The following is a 21880-nucleotide window of genomic DNA, read 5'->3' on the forward strand; positions in this document are numbered from 1 at the left end:
GATCTCTGCATACCTGATTACTTCATGTATATTCTGACCACTGATCCTTCCTCCACCTTGACTCCGGGATCGGGCGCCTGCTGGATAACAGTCGTTCCATCCCCGCTCACCTCAAGCTTTAAATTCAGCATTTGCTGCAATAGCTCTTTTTTCGTCATTCCTTTCAAATCAGGAACGGTAACCATTTTGGGATCAAGCCATGTTGTCTTCTTTTCAATTTGTTTTTTGCGGGGCTTCACATCAAGTGAACGCAATGAATCTTCCATAATTTTTCCAACGATCGGAGCGGCTACAGTACCTCCAAATTGAATGGTCCCCTTTGGGTTATCCACTGCGAGATAAACGACAATTTGCGGGTCATCCGCCGGCGCAAATCCAATAAACGAAACAATATGGTTGTTTTCAAGATAACGTCCGTCTTTTGCTTTTTGGGCGGTTCCCGTTTTTCCGCCAACCCGAAAAGATTCTATAAAAGCATTTCTGCCTGTACCTTGGGCAACAACGCTTTCCAAAGCGTGGCGGACTTGCTTGGAAGTGTTTTCGGAAATAACGCGCCGTTTAGCGACAGGGCTCTTTCTCATTACGACTTCATCTGTTGCCGGATCGACTAGTTCTTTTGCTATATAAGGCTGATAAAGAGTGCCTCCATTGACTGCGGCAGCTACAGCGGCTACTTGCTGTATGGGCGTGACTGACACTCCTTGCCCAAAAGCGGTCGTCGCCTGTTCCACTGGTCCCACTTGATCCATATGAAAGAGTATGCCAGTACCTTCGCCAGCCAAATCGATGCCCGTTTTTGCGCCAAAACCGAAATCTCTTATATATTTAAACAATTTTTCTTTCCCAAGCCGATCCCCAAGCTCCACAAATCCGGGGTTACACGAGTTTTGAACTACTTCCAAAAACGTTTGGCTCCCGTGCCCCCCTTTTTTCCAACATCTTAATTTTGCTCCTCCTACTTTGACGGAACCAGAATCAAAAAACTGCCCGTGTTCCAAATCAACTTTTTTTTCTTCCAAAGCAGCGGCAAGTGTAATAATTTTGAACGTTGACCCCGGCTCATACGTACTCCAAATGGGAAGATTTCGGTTATATATTTCCTGCGGGACGTCGCGGTATTCTGAAGGATTAAAAGTGGGCCTGCTTGACATGGCCAGAATTTCCCCGTTGTTCGGATCCATCGCAAGGGCCACAATCCCATCCGGCTTATACTGTACTTCAGCGTTATCCAATTCCCGCTCCATGATCGTCTGTATTTTTGTGTCTATCGTCAGCCGCAGATTAAAGCCGTCAACCGGAGGATCAAAGTCATCCGACATGTCCGGCATCCTTCTTCCTTTCGCATCCGAAAAGAACTGGACCGATCCTTTTTTTCCCTGCAATTCTTCATCATAATACAGTTCCAGCCCCATCAATCCCTGATTATCAATTCCCGTAAAGCCAAGCACGTGGGATAAGTAGCGGCCGAACGGATAGTGGCGTTTCGAATCCTCCGCGATATACACACCTTTAATATTCAGGGCTCTCACATCTCGTGCCTTCTCATATGAAATTTTTCTTCCTTCCGGCAGACGCTCTATGGAAGAATTGGCCGTCATGCGCTTATACACTTTATCTACCGGCACATCCAGCACATTGGCCAGCATTTCTGCCGAACGGGCCGGGTCCTCGATTTGCCTTGGAACAATGTAAACCGTCGGCGCACTCTTATTTTCGGCTATGGGAACATTGTTTCGGTCCAAAATCAGTCCCCTTTCAGGCTCAAACGGGATATTTCGGCTCCACGAGTCGCGGGCCTTGTCTGTTAACGAATTCCCTAGCACAAATTGAACATATCCCAGCCTGATGTCAATGATCAAAAATACAATGATACCTATAAAGAGAAAAAAAGATAGTCTTTTCCTTACGGTTACAGCAGAAACCCGCTTCACTAAAATGAACCCCCTCATTATTCGGCTCCTTACAACATATGCCTTGTCCTTTTTACATAGAACAGGCATAGTTGCTTGCGGGGGTTCAGCTGATCAGTTTAACGGACGTTCATCTTGATCGGCGGTTTCATTCGCTTTCTTCTTTTCAATCATTTGAAGCTGTGTTTCAAAATTGACGACAAGGCTGTCCCCTTCCCTCACTTTTGTTCCTGGCTTCAAGTTTTGTTTTACGGCAAATCCGGTTCCAACTATATTTATTTTCAATTTGCCCACTTGCGCCACTTTCAGCACATCGCGTTTCGACCAGTTCCTCATATCTGGAATTAAGAGGTCGCCATCTGTCCTTAAAACAACTTTTTCGCCTTCCAACACTTTTTCACCTTGACTTGGCGAATGACTTACAACTGTATCCCCATTGCCAAGCACGATGGGTTGCAACCCGCTTTCCTTCATGGAATTGACTGCTTCTTCCGCTTTCATCTTCGCTAAATCCGGAACTTTGGACAGTTTTGTCTTTCTTTTTTGTTCCGGCTGGATATTCAAGTATTTCAAGCTGTTTTGCATGACTGGTTTAAAGATTTTTGATACCGGGAGCGCGCCATTTTCCGTTTCTTTCAGCTTCGGTTTTTCCACCATCACGTACATGATAAGCTTCGGGTCTTCCTTGGGGGCGATTCCGATAAAGGAAAATATATAGTTTTCCCTTCCTTGCAAATAGCCGCCTGTTGGTGAAGGTATTTGTGATGTCCCGGTTTTTCCGGCTACTGAATAACCTTCCAGCTGATAAAATTGATGCCCGGTCCCTTTTTTTTCGGTAATTACTGTTTCCAGGTAATCCCGGACCTTTTTGGCACTTTCGGCACTGATTGGCTGTCCACTTGATTCGGGATTTGTTTTCTTTTCTTCCCCGCTTTGAGGATCAACGATTTTTTCAACCACGTAAGGTTTCATCATTTTTCCGTCATTTGCAATGGCTGACATGGCCTGGACCATTTGCAGCGATGTTACAGTTGTCCCTTGGCCAAATACGCTCGTTACCTTTTCGACCGGATAGTTGTATAAAATTTTTCCGGTAGCTTCATTCGGAAGTTCAATCCCTGTCTTTACGCCAAACTTGAACTTCTCCATGTATTGTTTCCACGTATCTGTCCCCATTTTTTCCAGCAGGTTTGCAAAAGCAACATTCGAAGAGCGTTGAACACCTTCTAAATAGGGAATAGTTCCCCAGCCTCTTCCATAGTTATGATCTTTAATGGGCGGCTGTTTTTTGTCAACATAATACACGCCCGACTTAAATTGTTCATTGGGATTAAAAACACCTTCTTCAACCGCGGCTGCCAAAGAAAAAACCTTCATGGTCGATCCGGGTTCAAAGGACGCTTCAACAACCTCATTATGCCACGTTTTATCGATTCCTTCTCTTGTTGTCGGATGGAAGGTGGGACGCTGGCCCATCCCTAATATAGCTCCTGTTTTCGGATCGGCGACAATCGCCATCATCCGGCTTGGGGAGTGTTCCTTTTCTACTTGATTCATGGCGTCTTCTAAAAACGTTTGAATCTTTTTATCAATTGTTAAATATAAATCGTTGCCATCTTTCGGCTCCACGACTTGTTTTTCGGAATTTGGCAATATGTAATCCCACACATCCCCAGAATATTTCAGTGAACCATCCGTTCCCTTCAGCAATTTATCATAGCTTTTTTCAATCCCGGTACTTCCGGTAATGTCCTCCCCCTTTTCATCCTCCTCTCCCTTTTGGGCATAACCGATCAGGTGAGAAGCAAAAATGCCGTTGGGATAAAACCTTTTCGTATCTTTTATAAAGGTGATACCGGGTAATTTTAACGCTTCGATCTTCTTTTTAATATGATGCGGCAAGTCACGTCCCGCCTGTCCAAACTCAACTTGGTAGCGGTTTTTTTTTGTAAGCAGCTTATATATTTCTTCTTCGCTCAGGGAAATATGCTTTGCCAATTCACGCGCTGTGCCTTCGGGATCGGTCACATGGTTCGGGCGTTTTGGATTTGTGGTTGCTTTTTTATTCAAAATAGCCACAAGCGTATAAGAGGCGGAATCTTCGGCAATGACTTCTCCTTGCCTGTCGTAAATCGTTCCCCGGCTTGCTTTCAGCACTTCTGTGCGCATATATTTTTGGGCCGCTTTTGCCGCCAGAGCTTTTCCCTCGACCTCGCCCGTGTATTGTATCGTGAAGATCCTAACCGCCAAGACAAAAAAAAGCAGCCCGAATAATGAAAACAACAGCGCTGCTCCTATGTTCCTATTTTTTTTTTGAACATTCATCGTTTTTCAACAACCTTGACATTATTTTCATTCAAGTCAAATCCGCGCTCCTTCGCTTTCTCCCAAATACGGTCGTATTTACTTAAATCATCCACTTGCATGGATAAATCAGCATTTATTTTTGCTTGTTCCTGGACCGAAGTGCGGACATCCTGAATATCTTTGTTCACTTCATAAATAGTAGACTGCACACTGACAATTTTAACAGCCATAAAGGCAACAAACAACACAAAAATGATAAATAGAATTTTTTCCCCGGGGCTGATGCGGGCAAGGCGTTGAACCTTTTGAACGGGAACTTCTTTTGGCCCCAAAGACTTGTGAATTGTTTCATGTTGCTTTCGGGCAAGATTGCTCACAGATTTTCCCCCATTCTTTTCATGTATATTTATCGTTTTTCTGCGATTCTTAATTTAGCTGATCTGGATCGGTTATTTACGGCAAGTTCCTCTTCTGTCGGAACAATCGGCTTCCTCGTTATCAACTTCATTTCCGGCTTCAGCTCGTCCGGAATAACGGGCAGGCCGGGAGGAAGATCTGGTACGGAACTGGCTTCCTTGAGCAGTTGTTTACAAATTCTGTCTTCCAGGGAATGGAAAGTGATCACACAAATCCTTCCGCCTGGATTTAGCAACTGAATAGCCTGTTTCAGCGAACTTTCGAAGGCCTTTAACTCATCGTTTACCGCGATGCGAATCGCCTGAAAGATCCGCTTGGCCGGGTGGCCGCCTTTTCTTCTTGCCGGTGCCGGAATACTTTGTTTAATGATCTCTACAAGTTCGCCTGTTGTTTCTATCGGCCTTTTTTCCCTTGTCTTTTCAATGTTCCTCGCCACTTGTTTGGAAAACTTTTCTTCCCCGTAACGGAAAAAAATCCTCACCAGCTCTTCATAAGTCCAGTTATTGACTACTTCATAAGCTGTTAAGTCACCTTCCAAATCCATTCTCATGTCAAGAGGAGCGTCATGATGATAACTAAAGCCGCGCTCTGGTGTGTCCAATTGTGGTGATGATACACCTAAATCATACAAAACACCGTCGACACGATTTATCCCAAGATGTTGGAGTTCCTCTTGGAGATATTTAAAATTGCTTTTAATGGCCGTAAATTGTTCCGCATAACCTTTCAGCTTTTCTCGCGCATACCGCAGAGCAGTTTCATCTTGGTCAAACGCAAACAATTTTCCGCCATTCGTAAGTTTGGATAAAATATATGAACTATGCCCGGCTCCGCCAAGTGTACAATCCACATATATACCATCAGGACGAATATTCAGGCCGTCCACAGACTCCTTCAATAATACAGTTTCATGATTAAACAAAGCTTTCACCATCCAATTCACTTTGAGGCCTTGGAGCATGTTATATGTTAAAGTCAATCATGTTTTCAGCGATTTCCGCAAATGATTCTTCTGAAGTTGAAAAATAGTCTTCCCATATATCCTTGCTCCAAATCTCAAAACGGTTGGACACACCCAAAATGACACATTCCTTTTCCAACTTTGCATAGTCGAGAAGGGAAGAAGGCAAATTGACCCTTCCTTGTTTATCAAGTTCACACTCTACTGCTCCAGAGAAAAAAAACCTCGTAAAAGCCCGGGCATCTTTTTTCGTTAAGGGGAGAGCTTTTAATTTTTCTTCAATGGACTTCCACTCGGAAAATGGGTAGCCAAACAAACATCGGTCAAGTCCCCTTGTAATGACAAAAGATTCTCCAAGATGTTCCCGGTATTTGGCAGGAACGATCAAACGGCCTTTTGTATCAATGTTGTGGCGATATTCCCCCATGAACATGACCCGTGCCCCCACTTTCTATAATTAATGTACCACAATCCCCCACCTTCCTCCACCATTTTTTCAAAAAAATTTATCGCAAATTCATCCGATTGTTCGATAAAAAAACCGAATCCGCAGCGGATTCGGTTTTTTATCGACTATATTCTTACAACTTTATGCTTCCCGTCAAATTCGTATGGTTTGTTTGCAAGAGAATGAATGAAATGACGGCCGTATTCGTTTAGGAAGTAAAAAATATTCCAAGCTCTTTCCTGCGGATGTCCTGCCGGGCGGAGCATTAATTCCACATTTAGATACTTGTTTAATATCGCTTCATGCCGTTTTATGACACTTTCTTCTACTTTCCTCTGTAGAAAATCAAGCTGTTGAAGGTGGAACGCCAGATTTGTATCAGCAAGGCGTGTATGTCCACGGTCAACTTCATATATATGGGTCCGGATTTTTTGATAGTGCTCCTGGAGGCTCTCCTTTGTTTGCTGCACAAGGACAGCCAACTGTTTATCTTGAATATGCTTTAAAAATTGTTCCCTTTCTTCCTTGCAGCCGTGCTGAAGCACCTTTTCCAATGATAATTCAAGGTCTTCCAAGTCTTTTTCAACGGCACGGTTCAGCAATGTAACATGTAATCGGGGAACAATCGGCGGCATTTCCATACCGACTGTTTCAAAAGCTGTTTGCAACTCGCCCCAATAGGCGATTTCACCAGGACCGGCTATAAAGGCCAAAGTGGGAAACAACCATTCCTGCATCAGCGGCCGCGTTACAACATTATTGCTAAAGCTTTCAGGGTGATCGTGAAGATGTTGCCGCAATTGCTCCTCCGTCATCACAATACTTCCACCCTTGCTGATAAATACTTGATCAGCCGGGTCATATAAAAGCAATTCCCGCCCGACATCTGTATTCATGAACAGATTGGCCGCGTTTTCGTCCATATCAATCGCCTTCTCAAAGCCTTTTTGTTCCATGATCGTCTGACGAGATAAAACAGCTTCGGTAATGGCTTGGTTTCGCTCAATCAACTTTGAAAAATAAGGCTTTTCAAGTTCACGAAGTGAAGGGTCTGCAGAATCAATGACGAGCAGTCCATAATCTTTAAACAACGAAAGAATGATATATGTGAAGAAATCAACTACTGTATCAGAATGATGAACGGCTTCATCTAAAAAAGGGAGAATTTCATTTGTGTGGGGTTTTTCACCCATCATGGAAAATACTTGGCGGATCCAACTTTTCATGACCCCTTTATCAAATTCGATGTGGGAAGCCATTTTCTTGCTTGTCATTTGTTGGGGATACGTTATTTTTTTCAACGTTTGCTTTTCTCTTACATAGAGATGGTTGATCTCTTGATAATCATGATCCTCCCCGGCTGCCCAAAATACGGGTACAACGGGAATTCCCAGTTCTTTTTCTTGTTGTTCAGCAAGTTTTATAATGGAAATAATTTTATGGATCGTGTATAAAGGACCTGTCAACAAGCCGGCTTGCTGGCCCCCGATCACGACTACCGACCGTTGGTCACGGAGCTTTTCCAGTGCCAGCCCCGTTGCATCCGACTTTGGAAACCGGCTCATATATTTTTCAATACAGGCAGCCAAACTGGCCCTGTCAAAATGACGCTCGAGCACATCCCGATACCGTTGCCTGAATATGCCATTCTTCGTTATGTCATAATGAAAAAATTCTTGGATGTTCTCTCTATTTTCTATATATAAAGAGGCAAACCGATTCGTTGCAGGAACAACGGTACTTTGCAATTCCATATAAGGTACTCCCCTTCTCCTACTGTTTCAGTCACAAAGAGTATAGCAAACAAAATCGTTAAAAGACATTTTCCTGCTTGATTTATACAGTCAACGCTTCCTTTGCGCGAGATATAACGCCAAAAAGAATTAAACTGACATAAAGGAGTGAGAATACCAGAAAATTAAATCTCCAAAAGCCGATAAACACTTTTCGATAATGAATTTCTTCTTTCGTCTTCCAATGATAAAAAGTAAACATAATGGCAAGCACGAGCATGACTAGTATAATCAACGCGAGAAAGGAGCGGTCCCAAATCGTCAAAATGATCAAATGAACGGATATAATCAAAACAAATGTAGTGGCATTAATCGCACTGTTCAACGCCAACCGGTGATTTTTCGTTATTTGTTTTATAATCGTAAAAAGCAGTATGTAAAAAAGAAACGGGATTGTAATAAAAAGTCCTGCCGCAGATGAAAAAATTGCTGTCAATTTCTCTCCTCAACTCCTTTCCTGTTCAATCCCTTTTACCATGAGATAAACCGTCTGTAACGTCTTAGGATTCAGGCCTTTTTGGGAGGCTGAACGAAGTGCGTATCCCAATATAGCCTCAATTTCGGTCTTTCTTCCCCCTTGAATATCCTTTAGCATGGATGAAGTATTGTCTTTCGTATTTTGACATATATTAACAACTTTTTGAAATGTTTTTTCCTTATCATCATCCGGGAATATTTCATAAATCTCTTCAAACAACAGCCTGAAGAGTTGAAAATAATAAGGGTTTTCCACAAGGGCACCGTTTTTTTCCTGAAAAATAACTGTCAATGGATTGATCAGTGCATTAGCCATTAATTTTTCTACCAACATTCCTTCATAATCATGATGAAACTGAAACGGAAAATTTGGGTGCTTGCAGCCGAATAATGTTTGAAAGCTGCTGCTGTCGCCACGGTATAATCCGATGTTGATTTTACCTATTCCATTATGGGCAACCGTTCTGCTATCTTCCCGTTTGGCGCCATGCTCCACCGTAGCCAGGAAAATCGTTTTGTTCGGAAGACTCGGCAGCCATTCAAGATGACCCATGCCATTTTGCAAAAAGCAAAGCGGAATATCGCTGGCGATTTCACGGACAATCGGAACAAGATCGTCCAAATGATATTGCTTCACCGCCACAAAAATAAAATCCTGGCGATTCAAGTCGCCAAATTCTTTGCGGGCCTTTACCTTCGTGAAGAAATCCTCCTTATGAGTGACCAATCGAATACCTTTTTCAGCCAATTCTCCGGCTTGCTCTTCCGTACGGGTGTAAACCGTTATGTCAACACATTTTCCTAGATAAGCCGCCAGTAACAAACCAATGGAGCCTCCTCCAATAATGCCCACTTTCATATTTCATTCACCCGCTCCCAGTATTCCTCAGTTTCTATTTTAGCAAAAATACCATAACTCCCCTTCCTGCAAAGGAAGAAAGAGCATCACGAGACGGAACATCAGGCGGAAGAAAAGCGATGCCGAACATTCCATAATACAGCATTGTGCAACAAGCCACCTTGGAAACTTGTATCATTCCAATACAATTAAAACATCCTCTTCATTGACAAAATCCCCTTCCGCCACTTTTAATGTAGCGACATTTCCGGCACTCGGACTATCCACCGGGATTTCCATCTTCATTGACTCTAACACAACAACCGTTTGGCCCTTCAAGACATCCTGGCCCTCTTTTACCATTATTTTAAAAACTGTTCCAGCCATGGCCGCTTTGATTTCCTCCACATCCAACTCCTCCATTACCGTTAATTGTACGATGCTCTTTGGCCTCCCCCAAAAGGTGTAACCGTTTCCTACCATTATATCTGAATTTTTTTGGGGTTTGTTATATAATGAAACTAAAATAGATAATTTCTAACAAATAGGATTTATAAGGGGATGAAAATATGCCGACGGAAGTACAAAAGTTAAAAATTAATTATAAGACGATGGAAGATTTCAAACATTTTAAGGAATATGGTGCCCAAGAACTGTCCATGCTTGAAGACTTACAAACAAACTTTGTGGAAGATGAAATCGACTCTCCTTTTTATGGAATTTATTATGGCGATAAACTGGTGGCAAGGATGAGCCTTTACAAGCGAGATGCCAAGTATGACCAATATTTTGACCCGCCACAGGATTATTTAGAATTATGGAAATTGGAAGTGCTCCCAGATTATCAGGAAAAAGGGTTGGGAACAAAACTGGTAAACTACGCTAAGAGTTTTAAAATGCCCATAAAAACAAATCCCCGAATGAATTCTCGGCCTTTTTTTGAGAAAATGGGTTTTGAGCCGGTTACATACAGTGTTGAAAGGGATTTAGGGGAAAACCCTCTCGTTTGGTACCCAGAGGGAGTTTCGGAGCAAAAAAGAGGAATTGAATAACGCCTAAAAGGCTGGTGAACACCGGCCATAACGCCATTTCAGCAGTTTCGGCGGCCTGATGCGGCCTCGAAAAACCTTTTTTGTTTTAAAAAAATCGAAACTATTTTCCTTCCTCTCCGTACTATATACAGACACCGTTACACTTAAAGAGGAGGAATCTTGATGAAAAGAACAGGTGAAGTTGTACTGGGAGTCATTGGCATCATATTAAATGCTTTACTTTCCTTAATAGGAGGCTTTTTTGCATGGGCGGCTACTTCAGATACCACAACTGAACAAATGGCCAACGACCCAACGTTTAGTGCTAATCCCGATGATGCAGATGCAATACTCGGGCTCATGAGCACATTTGGCTGGGCCGTGGTTGCGGCGGCCATCCTTGGATTTATTTTTGGTATCATTGCCGTCGTCAACATCTCTAAAAATAAAAGCCCAAAACTGGCCGGATGGATGTTTATTGTTGGTGCAGTTTTGACCGGAGTTGTTTCAGTAGGATTTGGCTTTTTACCCGCTCTTCTCTATTTAATTGCCGGTATCATGTCATTTGTCCGGAAAGAACCAGCAGAAGCTAGCTTTTAGAGAAACGGAAGGGGCTGTCTAAAAAGTCCAACTTAGCGTAAAGACACTAAAACTTAAAACCCAAGAATGTTGATTTTACAGCATTCTTGGGTTTTATTTTTGGATTTTCAAGCTCCAATATTACTTTTCGGACAGCTTCTTTTTTTATGTTTGTGCTTCGGCTTTTTGTCTCGTTTTTTTCTCCCGGTCAATTGCCGCTACTTCCCTCGCCTTTTCCAGAATTCCCAAAAGTGATGCATAATCGTTTTTGATGGTTTGCAATTGATGTTTCGTTTCTGCCAATTCCTGTTTTAGTCTTTCATTTTCCCTTTTTAACGCTTCTTGTATCTCTGACTCAGATTGGATGTTGGACTGTGCTTCTTCCATATCCATTAGAAACTGAATAATGTCTTTTGTAGAAAAGGTTTTTGCTTTTTCTTTTGGCTCATCCTGTATATCTGGCTCTTTCCCTTTTCTCCCCTGTTTCGGATACGCTTTTCTTGCTTTTTTCGCTTCGGATATTTCATTTTTATATTTTTTTCTGACATAGGAGTTCCACCGGAATCCACATGCTGCTGCTGTTCTCGACAGTTTCGCCCCCACTTCTTCAAAAGCTTTTAATTGGGTGCTTCCTGCCCGGATATGTTCCAATACAATCTCCGCAAGCAGTCTATCTTCTTCCATCGTCCATGCATCTTGGCGTCCTGTCGCCATATTCATCACTCCCGGCTTTTTAACACATACATATGCATGTAATAGAAGAGATAGAATAGCGGAATGGTATATTTATTAATTTAGAAATTCGGAAACTGCATCATGATGGGCATCAAGCGCCCAAAGTTCTGCACATCGCTTTATTTCATTTTCCATGCGTTCTTTTAAATGGACAGCATGAAATTTCTCAATCATTGCCTTTTTATAAGCTTCTATTACTCCTGTATCTTTTTGCAAGATGATTTCCATAAAATCGAATGCTGTTTGGTCCTTTAGTGAATCATATACTTTCTGCAAAAAACCGATAGCTTCCATTTCTTCCGCAGTATGTAATTTTGCTTCAGACAATAATGCAAAAGCGGTGGAAGGGGCCAAACGCTCATACAACAAGCTTGCCCCTCCCCATCCAGTTGTAATGGCAAGATTCGCTTGAATAAAACCTAGTTTTGCCCCGCTGCGTGCGATTCTAAAGTCGCAGGCCGCCGCTATCTCACATCCGCCGCCCACTGCCGTGCCATTTAGGGAAGCAAGCGTCGGTTTTGGAAGCGTGGCAAGCCGGTATAACAACTTTCCCATTCGCGACAACATGGAAATGGCTTCCTCTTCGGTTTTCAGATCATGAAATTCGGCAATGTCCCCTCCGGCACAAAAAGCGCGACAGCCTTCCCCGGTAATAACTACAGCTTTAACAGAACGGTCAATCTCGGCGCGATCAAGCAACTCCTGAAACCCATCCATGACTTGATAATTTACGGCATTTCGCTTTTCGGGTCTTGTAATCTTCCCAAAAAGAATGCCTTCTTCTGATTTATATTGTATAAAATCCCCCATCGTTTTCCTCCATTAGTGCTTTTCATCTATTATAATGAAAAGAGGACAAAACTGTAAGCTTGGCCTATCGCCTTTCCAATAGGATATAATGTAGAATTAACTTTACATCGTACTTTTGAAAGGAGCATATACCATGCATTATGATGACCTGTTAAAAAATAGAGTAAAGAGAATAGAAGGACAATTACGCGGAATCTTACGAATGATGGAAGAAGGTAAAGACTGCAAAGATGTGATTACACAGATGTCGGCAGCGAGAACAGCCATTGACCGTTCGATCGGCGTAATCGTCAGCCAAAACCTTGTGGAATGCGTAAAGCAAGCAGAAGCGGAAGGAACACAGAAGACAGAAGAGCTCGTTCAAGAGGCGGTTAATTTGCTTGTCCGAAGTAAGTAAGCAATACAATACTTTTTATAGGCAAATTAGTGAAGCGGCCTAACGAACAGTCTAGTGCCAAGCTTTTGGACGCCGTGGCCTTGTTCATATAAACTTCCATTGGAAGGTCAGCAAGTGCCTTGGTTGTTCGGAAAAAATATAGAGCCACTCAACCGCCGTTTAAGCTATTTACGAAACGAGTTTGATGACCTGATTTCTGAACGCTATCGTTGTTTAGGCAACATCAACTTGGGATCTCCCCTGAAGCAAGCGGAAAAAACATCGCCTTAAGCGGCCAAGATGCTGAACATGAGCACTTTCGGAGCTCCTCCCTTAATCGCCCGGGCAACACTAGCCGCTCTCCATAAGCGTCATATCGAGTTCACCGATGTTCGGGCGGCACATTTGATATAATGCTTTGAACATCCGTCAAACCGAAGTTGACTTATAGGGTTTTTTACAAACCGAATGTTTTTGAAAAAAATGATTTACCCCATTATCACTCAGCTTTCCAAAAAAAGAAAAAACGTGAAGAGGCTTTCCTCATCACGTTTTTTCATGCAGCAAAAATTAATCGTTTACTACCGATTTACCTTTATAAGTTCCGCATTCTTTACAAACGCGGTGGGCAAGCTTTAATTCACCGCAATTTGGGCATTCAACCATTCCTGGTACACGCAACTTAAAATGAGTCCGGCGTTGTCTTTTTGCAGTTTTAGAAGTTCTTCTTTTAGGTACAGCCATTCTTCCCACCTCCTTACAGTGCAGTCATCGTATTATTTTTGAGTATCTTTGTTTTTTTCAAGCAATTTGGCAAGCCCTGCCAGCCGAGGGTCCACCTTTTCCTTCTCTTGTTCCCTGGCTTTAGCCAGCTGCTCCTCGGTAAGGACTTCCCATCCTTTTCCCGCAGGCAATTCCGTATTTGTTTGCGCCTCTTCAGAAAAAACCTGCATCGGTACTTCCAGCAGAAGCAGTTCATAAATTACGGGCATTAAGTCTACGACGCCGCCTTCGACTACATGAGCCATCTCCGCTTCATCATTGTAAAGCGCAGGATTTAACAAAAAAGTTTCCGCCGAAGAAATATGAAAAGGATAGCGGGCGTCTGCCAATGTTCTCGAACAAGGCAAGATAAATGTACCGGTAATGACAAGATGAAAAGTAACCTTGCGAGCGTCAATATCTGCTGTTCCTTTTACATGAACCGGTGATATATCCCTAATGTCGGGATTTTCCTTTTGCAGGACCTTATTCACGTTGATTGTCTCATCAAGCTCCATTACATCATGTTGATATTTATGTAATTCAGCTACCGTCCACTTCATTATCATCACCTCTGGGCAACAAAAGTTATTATATCTTTCACGACTCCTTTTGTCAATATAATCCTCTTTACACCTTTCCCCACCTTCTCTTATTTTACCCTTACCCATTATGAAAGAAACTGAACATAAAAATCTCGGTACATAAAAAGGACAATCGCCTTTACAGCTTGGTTATTTATACATACACTAATTCGAAATGATCACCTGGAGGTGAAACAATGGACAATAAAGAACGGCAATTTTACGGGCCCTCTCCTATTATGGGCGGATATCCTGGTTATGGCGGCTTCCCGGGACCTGGCGGATTTGGCGGTTATGGTGGACCGGCAGGCATGGGCGGCTTTCCGGGATACCCTGGGTATACGGGATATGGACCAATGGGACAATATCCTTCTTATGGCGGCTTCCCCGGCTACGGCGGCTACCCTGGCTATCGGAATGAATCAAAATAATTTCGAGAGGGGATATTCCCCTCCTTATTTATCCCGCATGTAAGGTGCCGTAACACTCCCAATTCAAATTCTCGAGTGAATACAAAAGGTCTAAGTGGGAATAAACGGCACCTAAATGCCCGATTGGTTCAACTAACATTTCTTGGGAAAGGCATACCAAGAAATGAAGTTTCACTTTATCCCGCATGTAAGGTGCCGTAACACTCCCAATTCAAATTCTCGAGTGAATACAAAAGGTCTAAGTGGGAATAAACGGCACCTAAATGCCCGATTGGTTCAACTAACATTTCTTGGGAAAGGCATACCAAGAAATGAAGTTTCACTTTATCCCGCATGTAAGGTGCCTTAACACTCCCAATTCAAATTCTCGAGTGAATACAAAAGGTCTAAGTGGGAGTAAACGGCACCTAAATGCCCGATTGGTTCAACTAACATTCAGTAGGAGCCCTACTAAATGAAGTTTCACTTTATTTCCCATCAACGGTTGTTTCAAGTAATATATAGTTACGATATTGTAACAGGAGTAGATCTTATGAAAAGTGTTGGCATTATTGCAGAATATAATCCATTTCATAACGGACATCTGTATCATTTACACAAATCAAAGGAAGTGTCTGGAGCGGGTGTGGTCATTTGTGTCATGAGCGGGAATTTTTTGCAAAGGGGAGAACCCGCACTCATTTCAAAATGGTACAGGACACGAATGGCCCTTGAGGCCGGCTCGGATATTGTGGTGGAATTGCCGTATGCATTTGCTGTCCAAAAAGCGGAAATTTTTGCTTTTGGAGCCGTTTATCTGCTAAATGCGTTAAAATGCGACTCTATTTGTTTTGGCAGCGAATCGGGAGAGGTCCAGCCATTTTTTAATACGCTGGATTATTTAAATAAGCATTCCGAAACATATAACGATCACATAAAACGTTATGTAAAACAGGGAGTCAGTTATCCCCGGGCCTTGGCGCTGGCATACGAAGCCGTTAAAGATGGATTGCGCAATGGCGTTGATTTATCCAAACCGAATAACATATTGGGCTACCAATACATACGTGCAGCACATGAGATTAACAGCCATATTCATTTTTTTACAGTAAAAAGAAACAAAGCGGGGCACCATGATCAAACTTTCCATCATGAGAAAATGGCAAGCGCTACATCGATTCGCAAATCATTGAGCGAAAATCCCAACCTTGATCACATTGCCGCTTATGTTCCCGAATCAACACTTTCCGCGCTCGCTTCCTATGTAAACAGATACAAAAAGCTCCATGATTGGGAAGATTATTGGCCTTATCTTCAATACCGCCTGCTCACAATGAGTGATGATGAACTTCAGCAAGTATACGATGCCGAAGAAGGATTGCCTTACCGGCTTAAAAAAACAGCCCAAAATGCAAAGAGCTTCCATTCGTTTATGGAAAGTGCCAAAACAAAAAGATATACATGGACGAGATTGCAACGAATTTGTGTACACATCTTAACAAACACACCGAAAAATATGATGATTCCTGCCGCCAAAAAGCCACAGTATATTCGTTTACTCGGAATGAGTTCCGCCGGAAGAGATTACTTGAACAAACGAAAAAAAGAGTTGGAGCTTCCGCTCATTTCAACTGTTTCCTCTTACCCTGACGAATGGCTGATGTTGGATCGAAAATCTTCTCAAGTATACGCACATGTATTGCCTGATCCTGAAAAAAGCAGCCTGGTCTCCCTTGAATTTGCCCAACCGCCCATCATGATCGGGAATCGTCCATAGTGTGGGGCCACCTTTTCATTGCTTCGTTTATTTCGGGCAATTTTAAAAGGGCGGCCTCTTCCCCTATCTGGATAATCTCTTCGATATTTCTAAAGGACCGCGCATTCACGTGTTCCACCGGTGGTAAAATCATTACATCTGCTTCCATTTCCCGCGCAGCAATGATTTCCATTTGTAAAATATCAATACTTTGCATGATCACATCGTAAATCGTTTGAATATCCGCTCTTGTATTGATTCTTGAAACATCAACACCTATTACAATATTCGCGCCCATTTCTCTTACTGTTGCGATGGGTACCCGGTCAGAAACCCCGCCATCAATCAGGAGCCGCCCTTTGATTTTTTCCGGCACAAAAATCCCGGGAATCGAAATGCTTGCCCTGATTGCTTCTTCGGCCTGCCCCTCCCTAAAAACCACTTTTTCCCCCGTATGCAAATCGGTGGCAATGACCGCTACAGGGATACGTAATTGTTCCAATCGCTTTCCTTGCATAAAAAGCCGAATGAAGTTTTTGAGCCTTTTTCCGGAAATAAACCCCATTTTTGGTATCGTAAAATCCAAATAATGCTTTCGATGGAACGCCTTTGACAGCTTGATTAGCTTGTCAACATCATGTCCGAATGCGTAAAAACAGCCGACGAGCGCCCCCATGCTGCTTCCGGCAATCATATCAATCGGGATGGAATGGTCCGCCAAAGCTTTAATGACCCCCAAATGCGCAAAACCCCTTGCTCCGCCTGATCCAAGCGCCAGGCCGACTGTTGGCTTCTCCATTGTCACACCTCCCTACCTCATTTTATGGTCTAAATGAACAGCCTATGAGTATATTGATTATGTAGGGACGTTGGACAGGGAGGTCATGAATTGAGTTTATCAAAAATAAAAACGATCTTACTCGCCGCAAGCATTTCATGCATGGCTGCTTCCATGATCCTACTGCCGGAAAAATCATTTGAAGCTTCCGTTCGGGGATTAAATATGTGGTGGGAAATTGTCTTTCCATCCCTTTTTCCTTTTTTTGTACTCTCCGAATTACTGATCGGATTCGGAGTCGTTAAATTTGTAGGAATATTACTTGAGCCTTTCATGCGCCCATTATTTAGAGTCCCCGGAGTGGGTGGATTTGCCTGGGCGATGGGGATGGCTTCCGGCTTTCCGGCAGGAGCAAAAATTACTGCCCGACTGCGTCAAGAAGGCCAGTTAACCAGGGGCGAAGCTGAACGGCTCGTATCATTTACAAATTGTTCCAGTCCCCTTTTTATTTTTGGAGCAGTATCGGTTGGCTTCTTTCACAACCCGAAACTGGGGATTATGTTGGCAGCGGCTCATTACTTTAGTAATTTTTGTGTCGGTTTAATCATGAGAGGATACGGTAAAAAAGAAACGAAGCCGAAGCAGTATAAAAGAGCATCCACGCGCCCTATTTTTGCCCAAGCACTGTCTGCATTACATCACACAAGGCTTAAAAATAAAAAGCCAATCGGCAAGCTGGTTGGAGACGCGGTTATCACATCTATCAACACACTGCTCATGATTGGCGGGTTTATCATTCTGTTTTCAGTGCTTAATAAGCTGTTGTTTCATCTTCATATTACATTGTTTCTGGCAAAAATCGCCAAAGTACTATTATTATTTTTCCAACTGCCGACTGACTTGAGCATTCCTTTGATTGCCGGGCTATTTGAAATCACGATCGGAAACCAAATGGCAAGTCAAGCAGTGGATGCAGGCCTGATGTATCAAGTAGTAATGGCCAGCTTTATTTTGGGTTTCAGCGGGTTCAGTGTTCAAGCGCAAGTTGCCAGTATACTGGCGCAAACAGATATTCGCTTTCTGCCGTTTTTCATTGCCCGCATCATGCAAGGGTTTATATCCGGATTGTTTACATTCCTTTTATGGATTCCCTTTGAACAAAGATTTTTAATACACTCATCAGCCATACCGGCATTTTTGCAATTCCAAGTTAATTGGTGGGAAAAAGCATTGGCTTGGCTTAGCCATATCGGACCGATTAGTACAATCCTCCTATTGATCGTTGGAATCGGTTTTTACTTGCACAAGATGAGAACAGCAAATTAAGCATCTTTTCACTTTTGCAAAAACTTTTCTTTCAGCGCTTTTTCAACTTGTGCCGGAACCAAATCCGAGATATTCGCACCGTATTTCGCAACTTCTTTGACGATGCTGGAACTTAAAAAAGAATATTGACTATTTGTCATAACGAAAAACGTTTCGATGTTTTCATCCAGCACCCTGTTCATAGATGTAATTTGCATTTCATATTCAAAGTCGGAAACGGCCCTTAAGCCTCTTACAATAGCGCTTGCACCAACGCCCTTTGCATAATCGACAAGCAGGCCGTTAAAGGAATCGACTTTCACATTATGTATTTCTTTCGTTACTTGCTGCAATAACGCTGTTCTTTCTTCTGTAGAAAATAATGGGCGTTTGGAAGAATTGCTTAAAACAACGACACTTACTTCATCAAATACTTTCGCCGCCCGGCGAATGATATCCAAATGCCCGTTTGTAACGGGATCAAAACTTCCCGGACATACTGCGATTCTCTTCATTCTGATTCCCCCTCTTTCGTATATAACGACAAACCGCTCATCCCATAATCAGTATGTTTTGCTTGTATGAGCTTTCCGACCGATGCGGGAAGCTTTACCTCTGGATCATGTTCACAAATAATAGAGCCCGCTTCTTTTAATAATGAATGTTTATCGATCTCTTCAAGCAATGCGGCAATTTTTTGCTTTTGATATGGAGGATCAATAAAAATGACATCAAACTGCAAGCCTCTCTTTGTGACAGCTTTTAAAGCCCTTCTTGCATCATTTTGATATATCTCGCATTGATCATCAAAACCACATAAAGATATGTTCGTTTTAACCGTTTGCACGGCAAATTTATTGCTATCTATAAAGATGACCCGATCAAGTCCCCGGCTTAACGCTTCCAGACCGAGCCCACCGCTTCCGGCATATAAATCAAGCCCAAGTCCTCCATTAAAATAGGGACCAATCCAGTTAAAAATGGTCTCTTTCATTTTATCAGTCGTCGGTCTCGTTGATGTTCCCGGAACCGCTTTTAACTTTCTACCTTTACAACTGCCAGATATTATCCTCATATTCGTCACCATTCGCTGTTTTCATACTTTTTTATACTAACACAAAAAAAATGGACAAGCTACCTGTAAAAGCTTTTACAAGTAAGAACCTGCAAGCAATTTATGTATAAAACTTTCCCAACAGGCGATAATATGAATAACAACATCGCAGCAGATGTTGTTGCCAACCGCGGAGAAGACTTACGTTTCCCCATAAGTTCTTCCTCCGGTTTCTCCTCTCCCTTTGCCTTCTATCCGCCAAGGCGGAAAATAGAAGGACCCTGCAGAATTTCTGCAGGGTTTTTTATTGCAATTTGATTTTATTGTCTGCTTCAAAAAGCCTGATGCCAAAGACAAGTGAGACCATCTCGGTATGGATATATGTTTCTGATCCCATTAATAGAAAGGGATTGCTTGAAAGACCAAATGGGCGCCCATTTTTATAGAAGATTTTTTTTCCGTAATAAAACTCAAAAGTATCATCTCCCCTTTTCATCACCGCTTGATCTGGCCCCGGCTGTACTGTAAACCCGAGCTGCTCAGCAAGTGGAAAGAAGGAAATGTACGGCTGTTCATTGTGATACAAGATTGATACGTTATCCGCCTGTACCTCATGAATCAAAATCGGCCTTGCATCCACTGCAAAAAATGGGATAAAAGCTTTCGTTTCCTCCTCATTTAATGCAAAAAAATTTGTCTTTCTGCCTGTTTCTTCCCATATATGAGCGTCCAACCGACGTGCTGATATAGCCGTTTTATCAGACAGAACTTTCGACAGCCAACGCTCAACACCCTCTTTTTGCAATTCTCGTTCCAACTCAAGATACATGCTTTGAGCTTTTTTACTGCCGTAAGGACGCTCTAAAAAAGCTGACATGATCACATCGAGCAACCACTCTTGATTCTTTTCCATAGAAATTGTTTTCACAACCATTGCCGGCAAAATGGCTTCTTCATCCGGAACCAGGATCAGGTCGTCAAAATCCTGAAGTTTTTTCGCTTTTTTTGTAACAATTGCCACCAGCTTCCCCTTGCCATTCAAATTACTTAACTTTGAAAAATCCGCCGATACATTGCTTTCCGAATAAACCGTTACATACTGATCCTTATAAAGTTCATGCATCTCATTCGCATTCCAATAAAGAGCCGGACTTTTCTGGTTTGTCTCAAACACATAATAATCGATGGCATTCATTTTTCTCTTGCCTACAGAATCGGCCGCTGCCACCCACTCCCCTTGCCGCCATTTTTCGTCCGTAAGCTGAATTCGGGTGGAATGGCGAGAGACATTTTGAACTTCAAACAGCCAGTTGTCCAGCACAAAATGACTCGGGCTTTTAGAGGATGGAAGCCGGTATGTAAAAGAAATCGTTTCTTCTTCACCAATAGCGATTTTTGTATTTTCCTGATCCAGCCAAATACACGATTGATGGCGGCTGCTTGTACAAGAAAAAGAATCCAGATTTGTGGGCTTGCGCATTTCATAGCTGCCTTCAGGAATATGTTTGATTGATTGCTCTATTTGAAAGTGATCCTGCATATGCCGGACCACCACGTTTTGTTCGACTTTTTCTCCCCCGGAAAACGTTGAAATGGGCTTCCATTGAAAAAAAAGCAGGCCACATATGGAAAGGATCAGTATGAAAACAGTCGGCCAGACAAGTTTAGACATCGCGTCAAATCTCCCCGTCACAAGAAATACTTATTAGTCCATCTTGTATATTTCTCTCTATTTTAAAAGACGGCCTTTTACCGGGCCGCCTTTTTATTAAAGACCAATTCGATAATCATATTCTTTTGCTTTATCCGGTTTGGCATTTTCAAACTCTGTCTTTAAGTATGGCTTGTATGATGGCTCCACTTTCTTTACAAACTGAAACTGCCGCAACTTGTCCGAAATAAGTTCCAAATCTTCCTGGTTGCAATAAAGAACGGCATACTTCATTCTCTTGGAGACATAATGTATATTCCCAAATCGTTTTAACGCCTTTATATTTTTCGTATGGGTCAGCCATACAATTAATCCTTGCTTCTTTATAAACATTTATGATCCCCTTTAGCTCTTAGGCAGAACAGCCGCAGCCGCCGCCAGTACCGCAACCACCGCCGCAAGCAGCACCTGTTTCAAAAAAAGGATTGCCCGTTGCCACCTTGATATTGGCGGAGACTGCTTTTCCAATTAACATGCTTATTTCATCCAAAATAGATTGGATTTCATTTTCCGCTTTCCGGAAATTAGCCACATTTTCATCCAAATCCATATCTCTTTTTAATTCGCGAACCTTTCTCATTACCTGTTTATAATCGGGATGATAACGTCCAAAGCGTTGAACATCTTCGTACACTTCTTTCATTTTCACGAAAGCCTCTATCTTTGCTTTCGTCCTTCCATCTTGATGCAATTTATGATAATAAAACCGGTACTTATCGGCGATGTCAGTGGCATTGATCATGTTCCCAAGCATCTCGGCTGTTTCAATAATTTTGACTCTTTCAAGTGTTGCAAGCAAACGGTCCACCTCCACACTCATTTTACCATGTTTTTATTT

At 42.5% G+C, this 21880-nt stretch carries 25 protein-coding genes; 6 read left to right on the forward strand and 19 right to left on the reverse strand.

What is annotated here, in order from left to right; genetic code table 11:
- Positions 1-17: 17 nt before the first annotated feature.
- From NST31_RS01955 to NST31_RS01995, 9 genes are all read right to left on the reverse strand, one after another.
- On the reverse strand, positions 18-1931 hold the full coding sequence (locus tag NST31_RS01955) for a stage V sporulation protein D (RefSeq protein WP_339163588.1): 1914 nt from the start codon (positions 1929-1931) through the stop codon (positions 18-20).
- A 93-nt stretch (positions 1932-2024) separates the two neighbouring features.
- Positions 2025-4235, reverse strand: a complete 2211-nt coding sequence (locus tag NST31_RS01960; protein ID WP_339163590.1) for a penicillin-binding protein — start codon at positions 4233-4235, stop codon at positions 2025-2027.
- Positions 4232-4594 carry a cell division protein FtsL gene (gene ftsL / locus NST31_RS01965; RefSeq protein ID WP_205179420.1) on the reverse strand — a complete coding sequence of 121 codons (363 nt, stop codon included), beginning with the start codon at positions 4592-4594 and terminating at the stop codon, positions 4232-4234. Before ftsL ends, NST31_RS01960 begins: the two co-directional genes overlap by 4 nt.
- 29 nt (positions 4595-4623) lie before the next feature.
- Positions 4624-5556, reverse strand: a complete 933-nt coding sequence (gene rsmH, locus NST31_RS01970; protein WP_077111839.1) for a 16S rRNA (cytosine(1402)-N(4))-methyltransferase RsmH — start codon at positions 5554-5556, stop codon at positions 4624-4626.
- A 40-nt stretch (positions 5557-5596) separates the two neighbouring features.
- On the reverse strand, positions 5597-6028 hold the full coding sequence (gene mraZ / locus NST31_RS01975; RefSeq protein WP_077111819.1) for a division/cell wall cluster transcriptional repressor MraZ: 432 nt from the start codon (positions 6026-6028) through the stop codon (positions 5597-5599).
- Positions 6029-6168: 140 nt separating this feature from the next.
- Entirely contained in the window at positions 6169-7797 is a 1629-nt protein-coding gene (gene bshC, locus NST31_RS01980; RefSeq protein WP_077111820.1) for a bacillithiol biosynthesis cysteine-adding enzyme BshC, read from the reverse strand.
- 82 nt (positions 7798-7879) lie between these two features.
- Positions 7880-8272, reverse strand: coding sequence for a DUF3397 domain-containing protein (locus tag NST31_RS01985; RefSeq protein ID WP_077111821.1), 393 nt, complete (start codon positions 8270-8272; stop codon positions 7880-7882).
- A 9-nt stretch (positions 8273-8281) separates the two neighbouring features.
- Complete coding sequence (locus NST31_RS01990) at positions 8282-9172, reverse strand: 2-dehydropantoate 2-reductase (RefSeq protein WP_077111822.1); 891 nt, start codon at positions 9170-9172, stop codon at positions 8282-8284.
- A gap of 174 nt (positions 9173-9346) precedes the next feature.
- The gene (locus tag NST31_RS01995) at positions 9347-9559 is read right to left on the reverse strand and encodes an acetyl-CoA carboxylase biotin carboxyl carrier protein subunit (RefSeq protein WP_077111840.1); all 213 of its coding nucleotides are present in this window, start codon (positions 9557-9559) and stop codon (positions 9347-9349) included.
- Between the two features lie 161 nt (positions 9560-9720).
- On the opposite strand from NST31_RS01995, the gene NST31_RS02000 reads away from it, so the two are divergent.
- Both NST31_RS02000 and NST31_RS02005 read left to right on the forward strand, forming a co-directional pair.
- The gene (locus NST31_RS02000; protein ID WP_077111823.1) at positions 9721-10203 is read left to right on the forward strand and encodes an N-acetyltransferase; all 483 of its coding nucleotides are present in this window, start codon (positions 9721-9723) and stop codon (positions 10201-10203) included.
- 162 nt (positions 10204-10365) lie between these two features.
- Entirely contained in the window at positions 10366-10782 is a 417-nt protein-coding gene (locus NST31_RS02005) for a DUF4064 domain-containing protein (protein WP_077111824.1), read from the forward strand.
- Between the two features lie 144 nt (positions 10783-10926).
- On the opposite strand, the gene NST31_RS02010 is transcribed toward NST31_RS02005, so the two are convergent.
- Positions 10927-11475: an RsfA family transcriptional regulator gene (locus NST31_RS02010; protein ID WP_077111825.1), complete on the reverse strand. Its 549-nt coding sequence runs from the start codon at positions 11473-11475 to the stop codon at positions 10927-10929.
- Between the two features lie 75 nt (positions 11476-11550).
- A complete protein-coding gene (locus NST31_RS02015) occupies positions 11551-12306 on the reverse strand; it encodes an enoyl-CoA hydratase/isomerase family protein (RefSeq protein WP_077111826.1) in 756 nt (251 codons plus the stop codon).
- A 133-nt stretch (positions 12307-12439) separates the two neighbouring features.
- On the opposite strand from NST31_RS02015, the gene NST31_RS02020 reads away from it, so the two are divergent.
- A complete protein-coding gene (locus tag NST31_RS02020) occupies positions 12440-12703 on the forward strand; it encodes a metal-sensitive transcriptional regulator (RefSeq protein ID WP_077111827.1) in 264 nt (87 codons plus the stop codon).
- A gap of 549 nt (positions 12704-13252) precedes the next feature.
- On the opposite strand, the gene rpmF is transcribed toward NST31_RS02020, so the two are convergent.
- On the reverse strand, positions 13253-13426 hold the full coding sequence (gene rpmF / locus NST31_RS02025) for a 50S ribosomal protein L32 (protein WP_077111828.1): 174 nt from the start codon (positions 13424-13426) through the stop codon (positions 13253-13255).
- A gap of 32 nt (positions 13427-13458) precedes the next feature.
- The gene (locus tag NST31_RS02030; protein ID WP_339163597.1) at positions 13459-14007 is read right to left on the reverse strand and encodes a DUF177 domain-containing protein; all 549 of its coding nucleotides are present in this window, start codon (positions 14005-14007) and stop codon (positions 13459-13461) included.
- 218 nt (positions 14008-14225) lie between these two features.
- Between NST31_RS02030 and NST31_RS02035 the strand changes: the two genes are divergently transcribed.
- The gene (locus NST31_RS02035; RefSeq protein WP_339163599.1) at positions 14226-14459 is read left to right on the forward strand and encodes a spore coat protein; all 234 of its coding nucleotides are present in this window, start codon (positions 14226-14228) and stop codon (positions 14457-14459) included.
- A gap of 454 nt (positions 14460-14913) precedes the next feature.
- Positions 14914-16215 carry a nucleotidyltransferase gene (locus NST31_RS02040; RefSeq protein ID WP_321189665.1) on the forward strand — a complete coding sequence of 434 codons (1302 nt, stop codon included), beginning with the start codon at positions 14914-14916 and terminating at the stop codon, positions 16213-16215.
- Here the strand turns inward: NST31_RS02040 and NST31_RS02045 are convergent.
- Entirely contained in the window at positions 16193-16993 is an 801-nt protein-coding gene (locus tag NST31_RS02045; protein ID WP_077111024.1) for a patatin-like phospholipase family protein, read from the reverse strand. The two genes, NST31_RS02040 and NST31_RS02045, sit on opposite strands and share 23 nt — an antisense overlap.
- A 90-nt stretch (positions 16994-17083) precedes the next feature.
- Between NST31_RS02045 and ylbJ the strand changes: the two genes are divergently transcribed.
- Positions 17084-18298 carry a sporulation integral membrane protein YlbJ gene (gene ylbJ, locus NST31_RS02050; RefSeq protein ID WP_077111022.1) on the forward strand — a complete coding sequence of 405 codons (1215 nt, stop codon included), beginning with the start codon at positions 17084-17086 and terminating at the stop codon, positions 18296-18298.
- Positions 18299-18306: 8 nt separating this feature from the next.
- On the opposite strand, the gene coaD is transcribed toward ylbJ, so the two are convergent.
- From coaD to NST31_RS02075, 5 genes are all read right to left on the reverse strand, one after another.
- Entirely contained in the window at positions 18307-18792 is a 486-nt protein-coding gene (gene coaD / locus NST31_RS02055) for a pantetheine-phosphate adenylyltransferase (RefSeq protein WP_077111020.1), read from the reverse strand.
- Entirely contained in the window at positions 18789-19352 is a 564-nt protein-coding gene (gene rsmD, locus NST31_RS02060) for a 16S rRNA (guanine(966)-N(2))-methyltransferase RsmD (RefSeq protein ID WP_077111018.1), read from the reverse strand. The genes coaD and rsmD overlap by 4 nt, the downstream gene beginning before the upstream one ends.
- Before the next feature lie 283 nt (positions 19353-19635).
- On the reverse strand, positions 19636-21003 hold the full coding sequence (locus NST31_RS02065; RefSeq protein ID WP_077111016.1) for a stalk domain-containing protein: 1368 nt from the start codon (positions 21001-21003) through the stop codon (positions 19636-19638).
- Positions 21004-21099: 96 nt separating this feature from the next.
- Positions 21100-21375: a YlbG family protein gene (locus tag NST31_RS02070; protein WP_077111015.1), complete on the reverse strand. Its 276-nt coding sequence runs from the start codon at positions 21373-21375 to the stop codon at positions 21100-21102.
- 19 nt (positions 21376-21394) lie between these two features.
- On the reverse strand, positions 21395-21841 hold the full coding sequence (locus NST31_RS02075) for a YlbF family regulator (protein WP_077111013.1): 447 nt from the start codon (positions 21839-21841) through the stop codon (positions 21395-21397).
- Between the last annotated feature and the right edge of the window lie 39 nt (positions 21842-21880).

It is taken from the genome of Siminovitchia sp. FSL W7-1587 (genome assembly GCF_037963795.1).
In the GTDB taxonomy this organism is placed as follows: Bacteria; Bacillota; Bacilli; order Bacillales; family Bacillaceae_C; genus Siminovitchia; species Siminovitchia thermophila.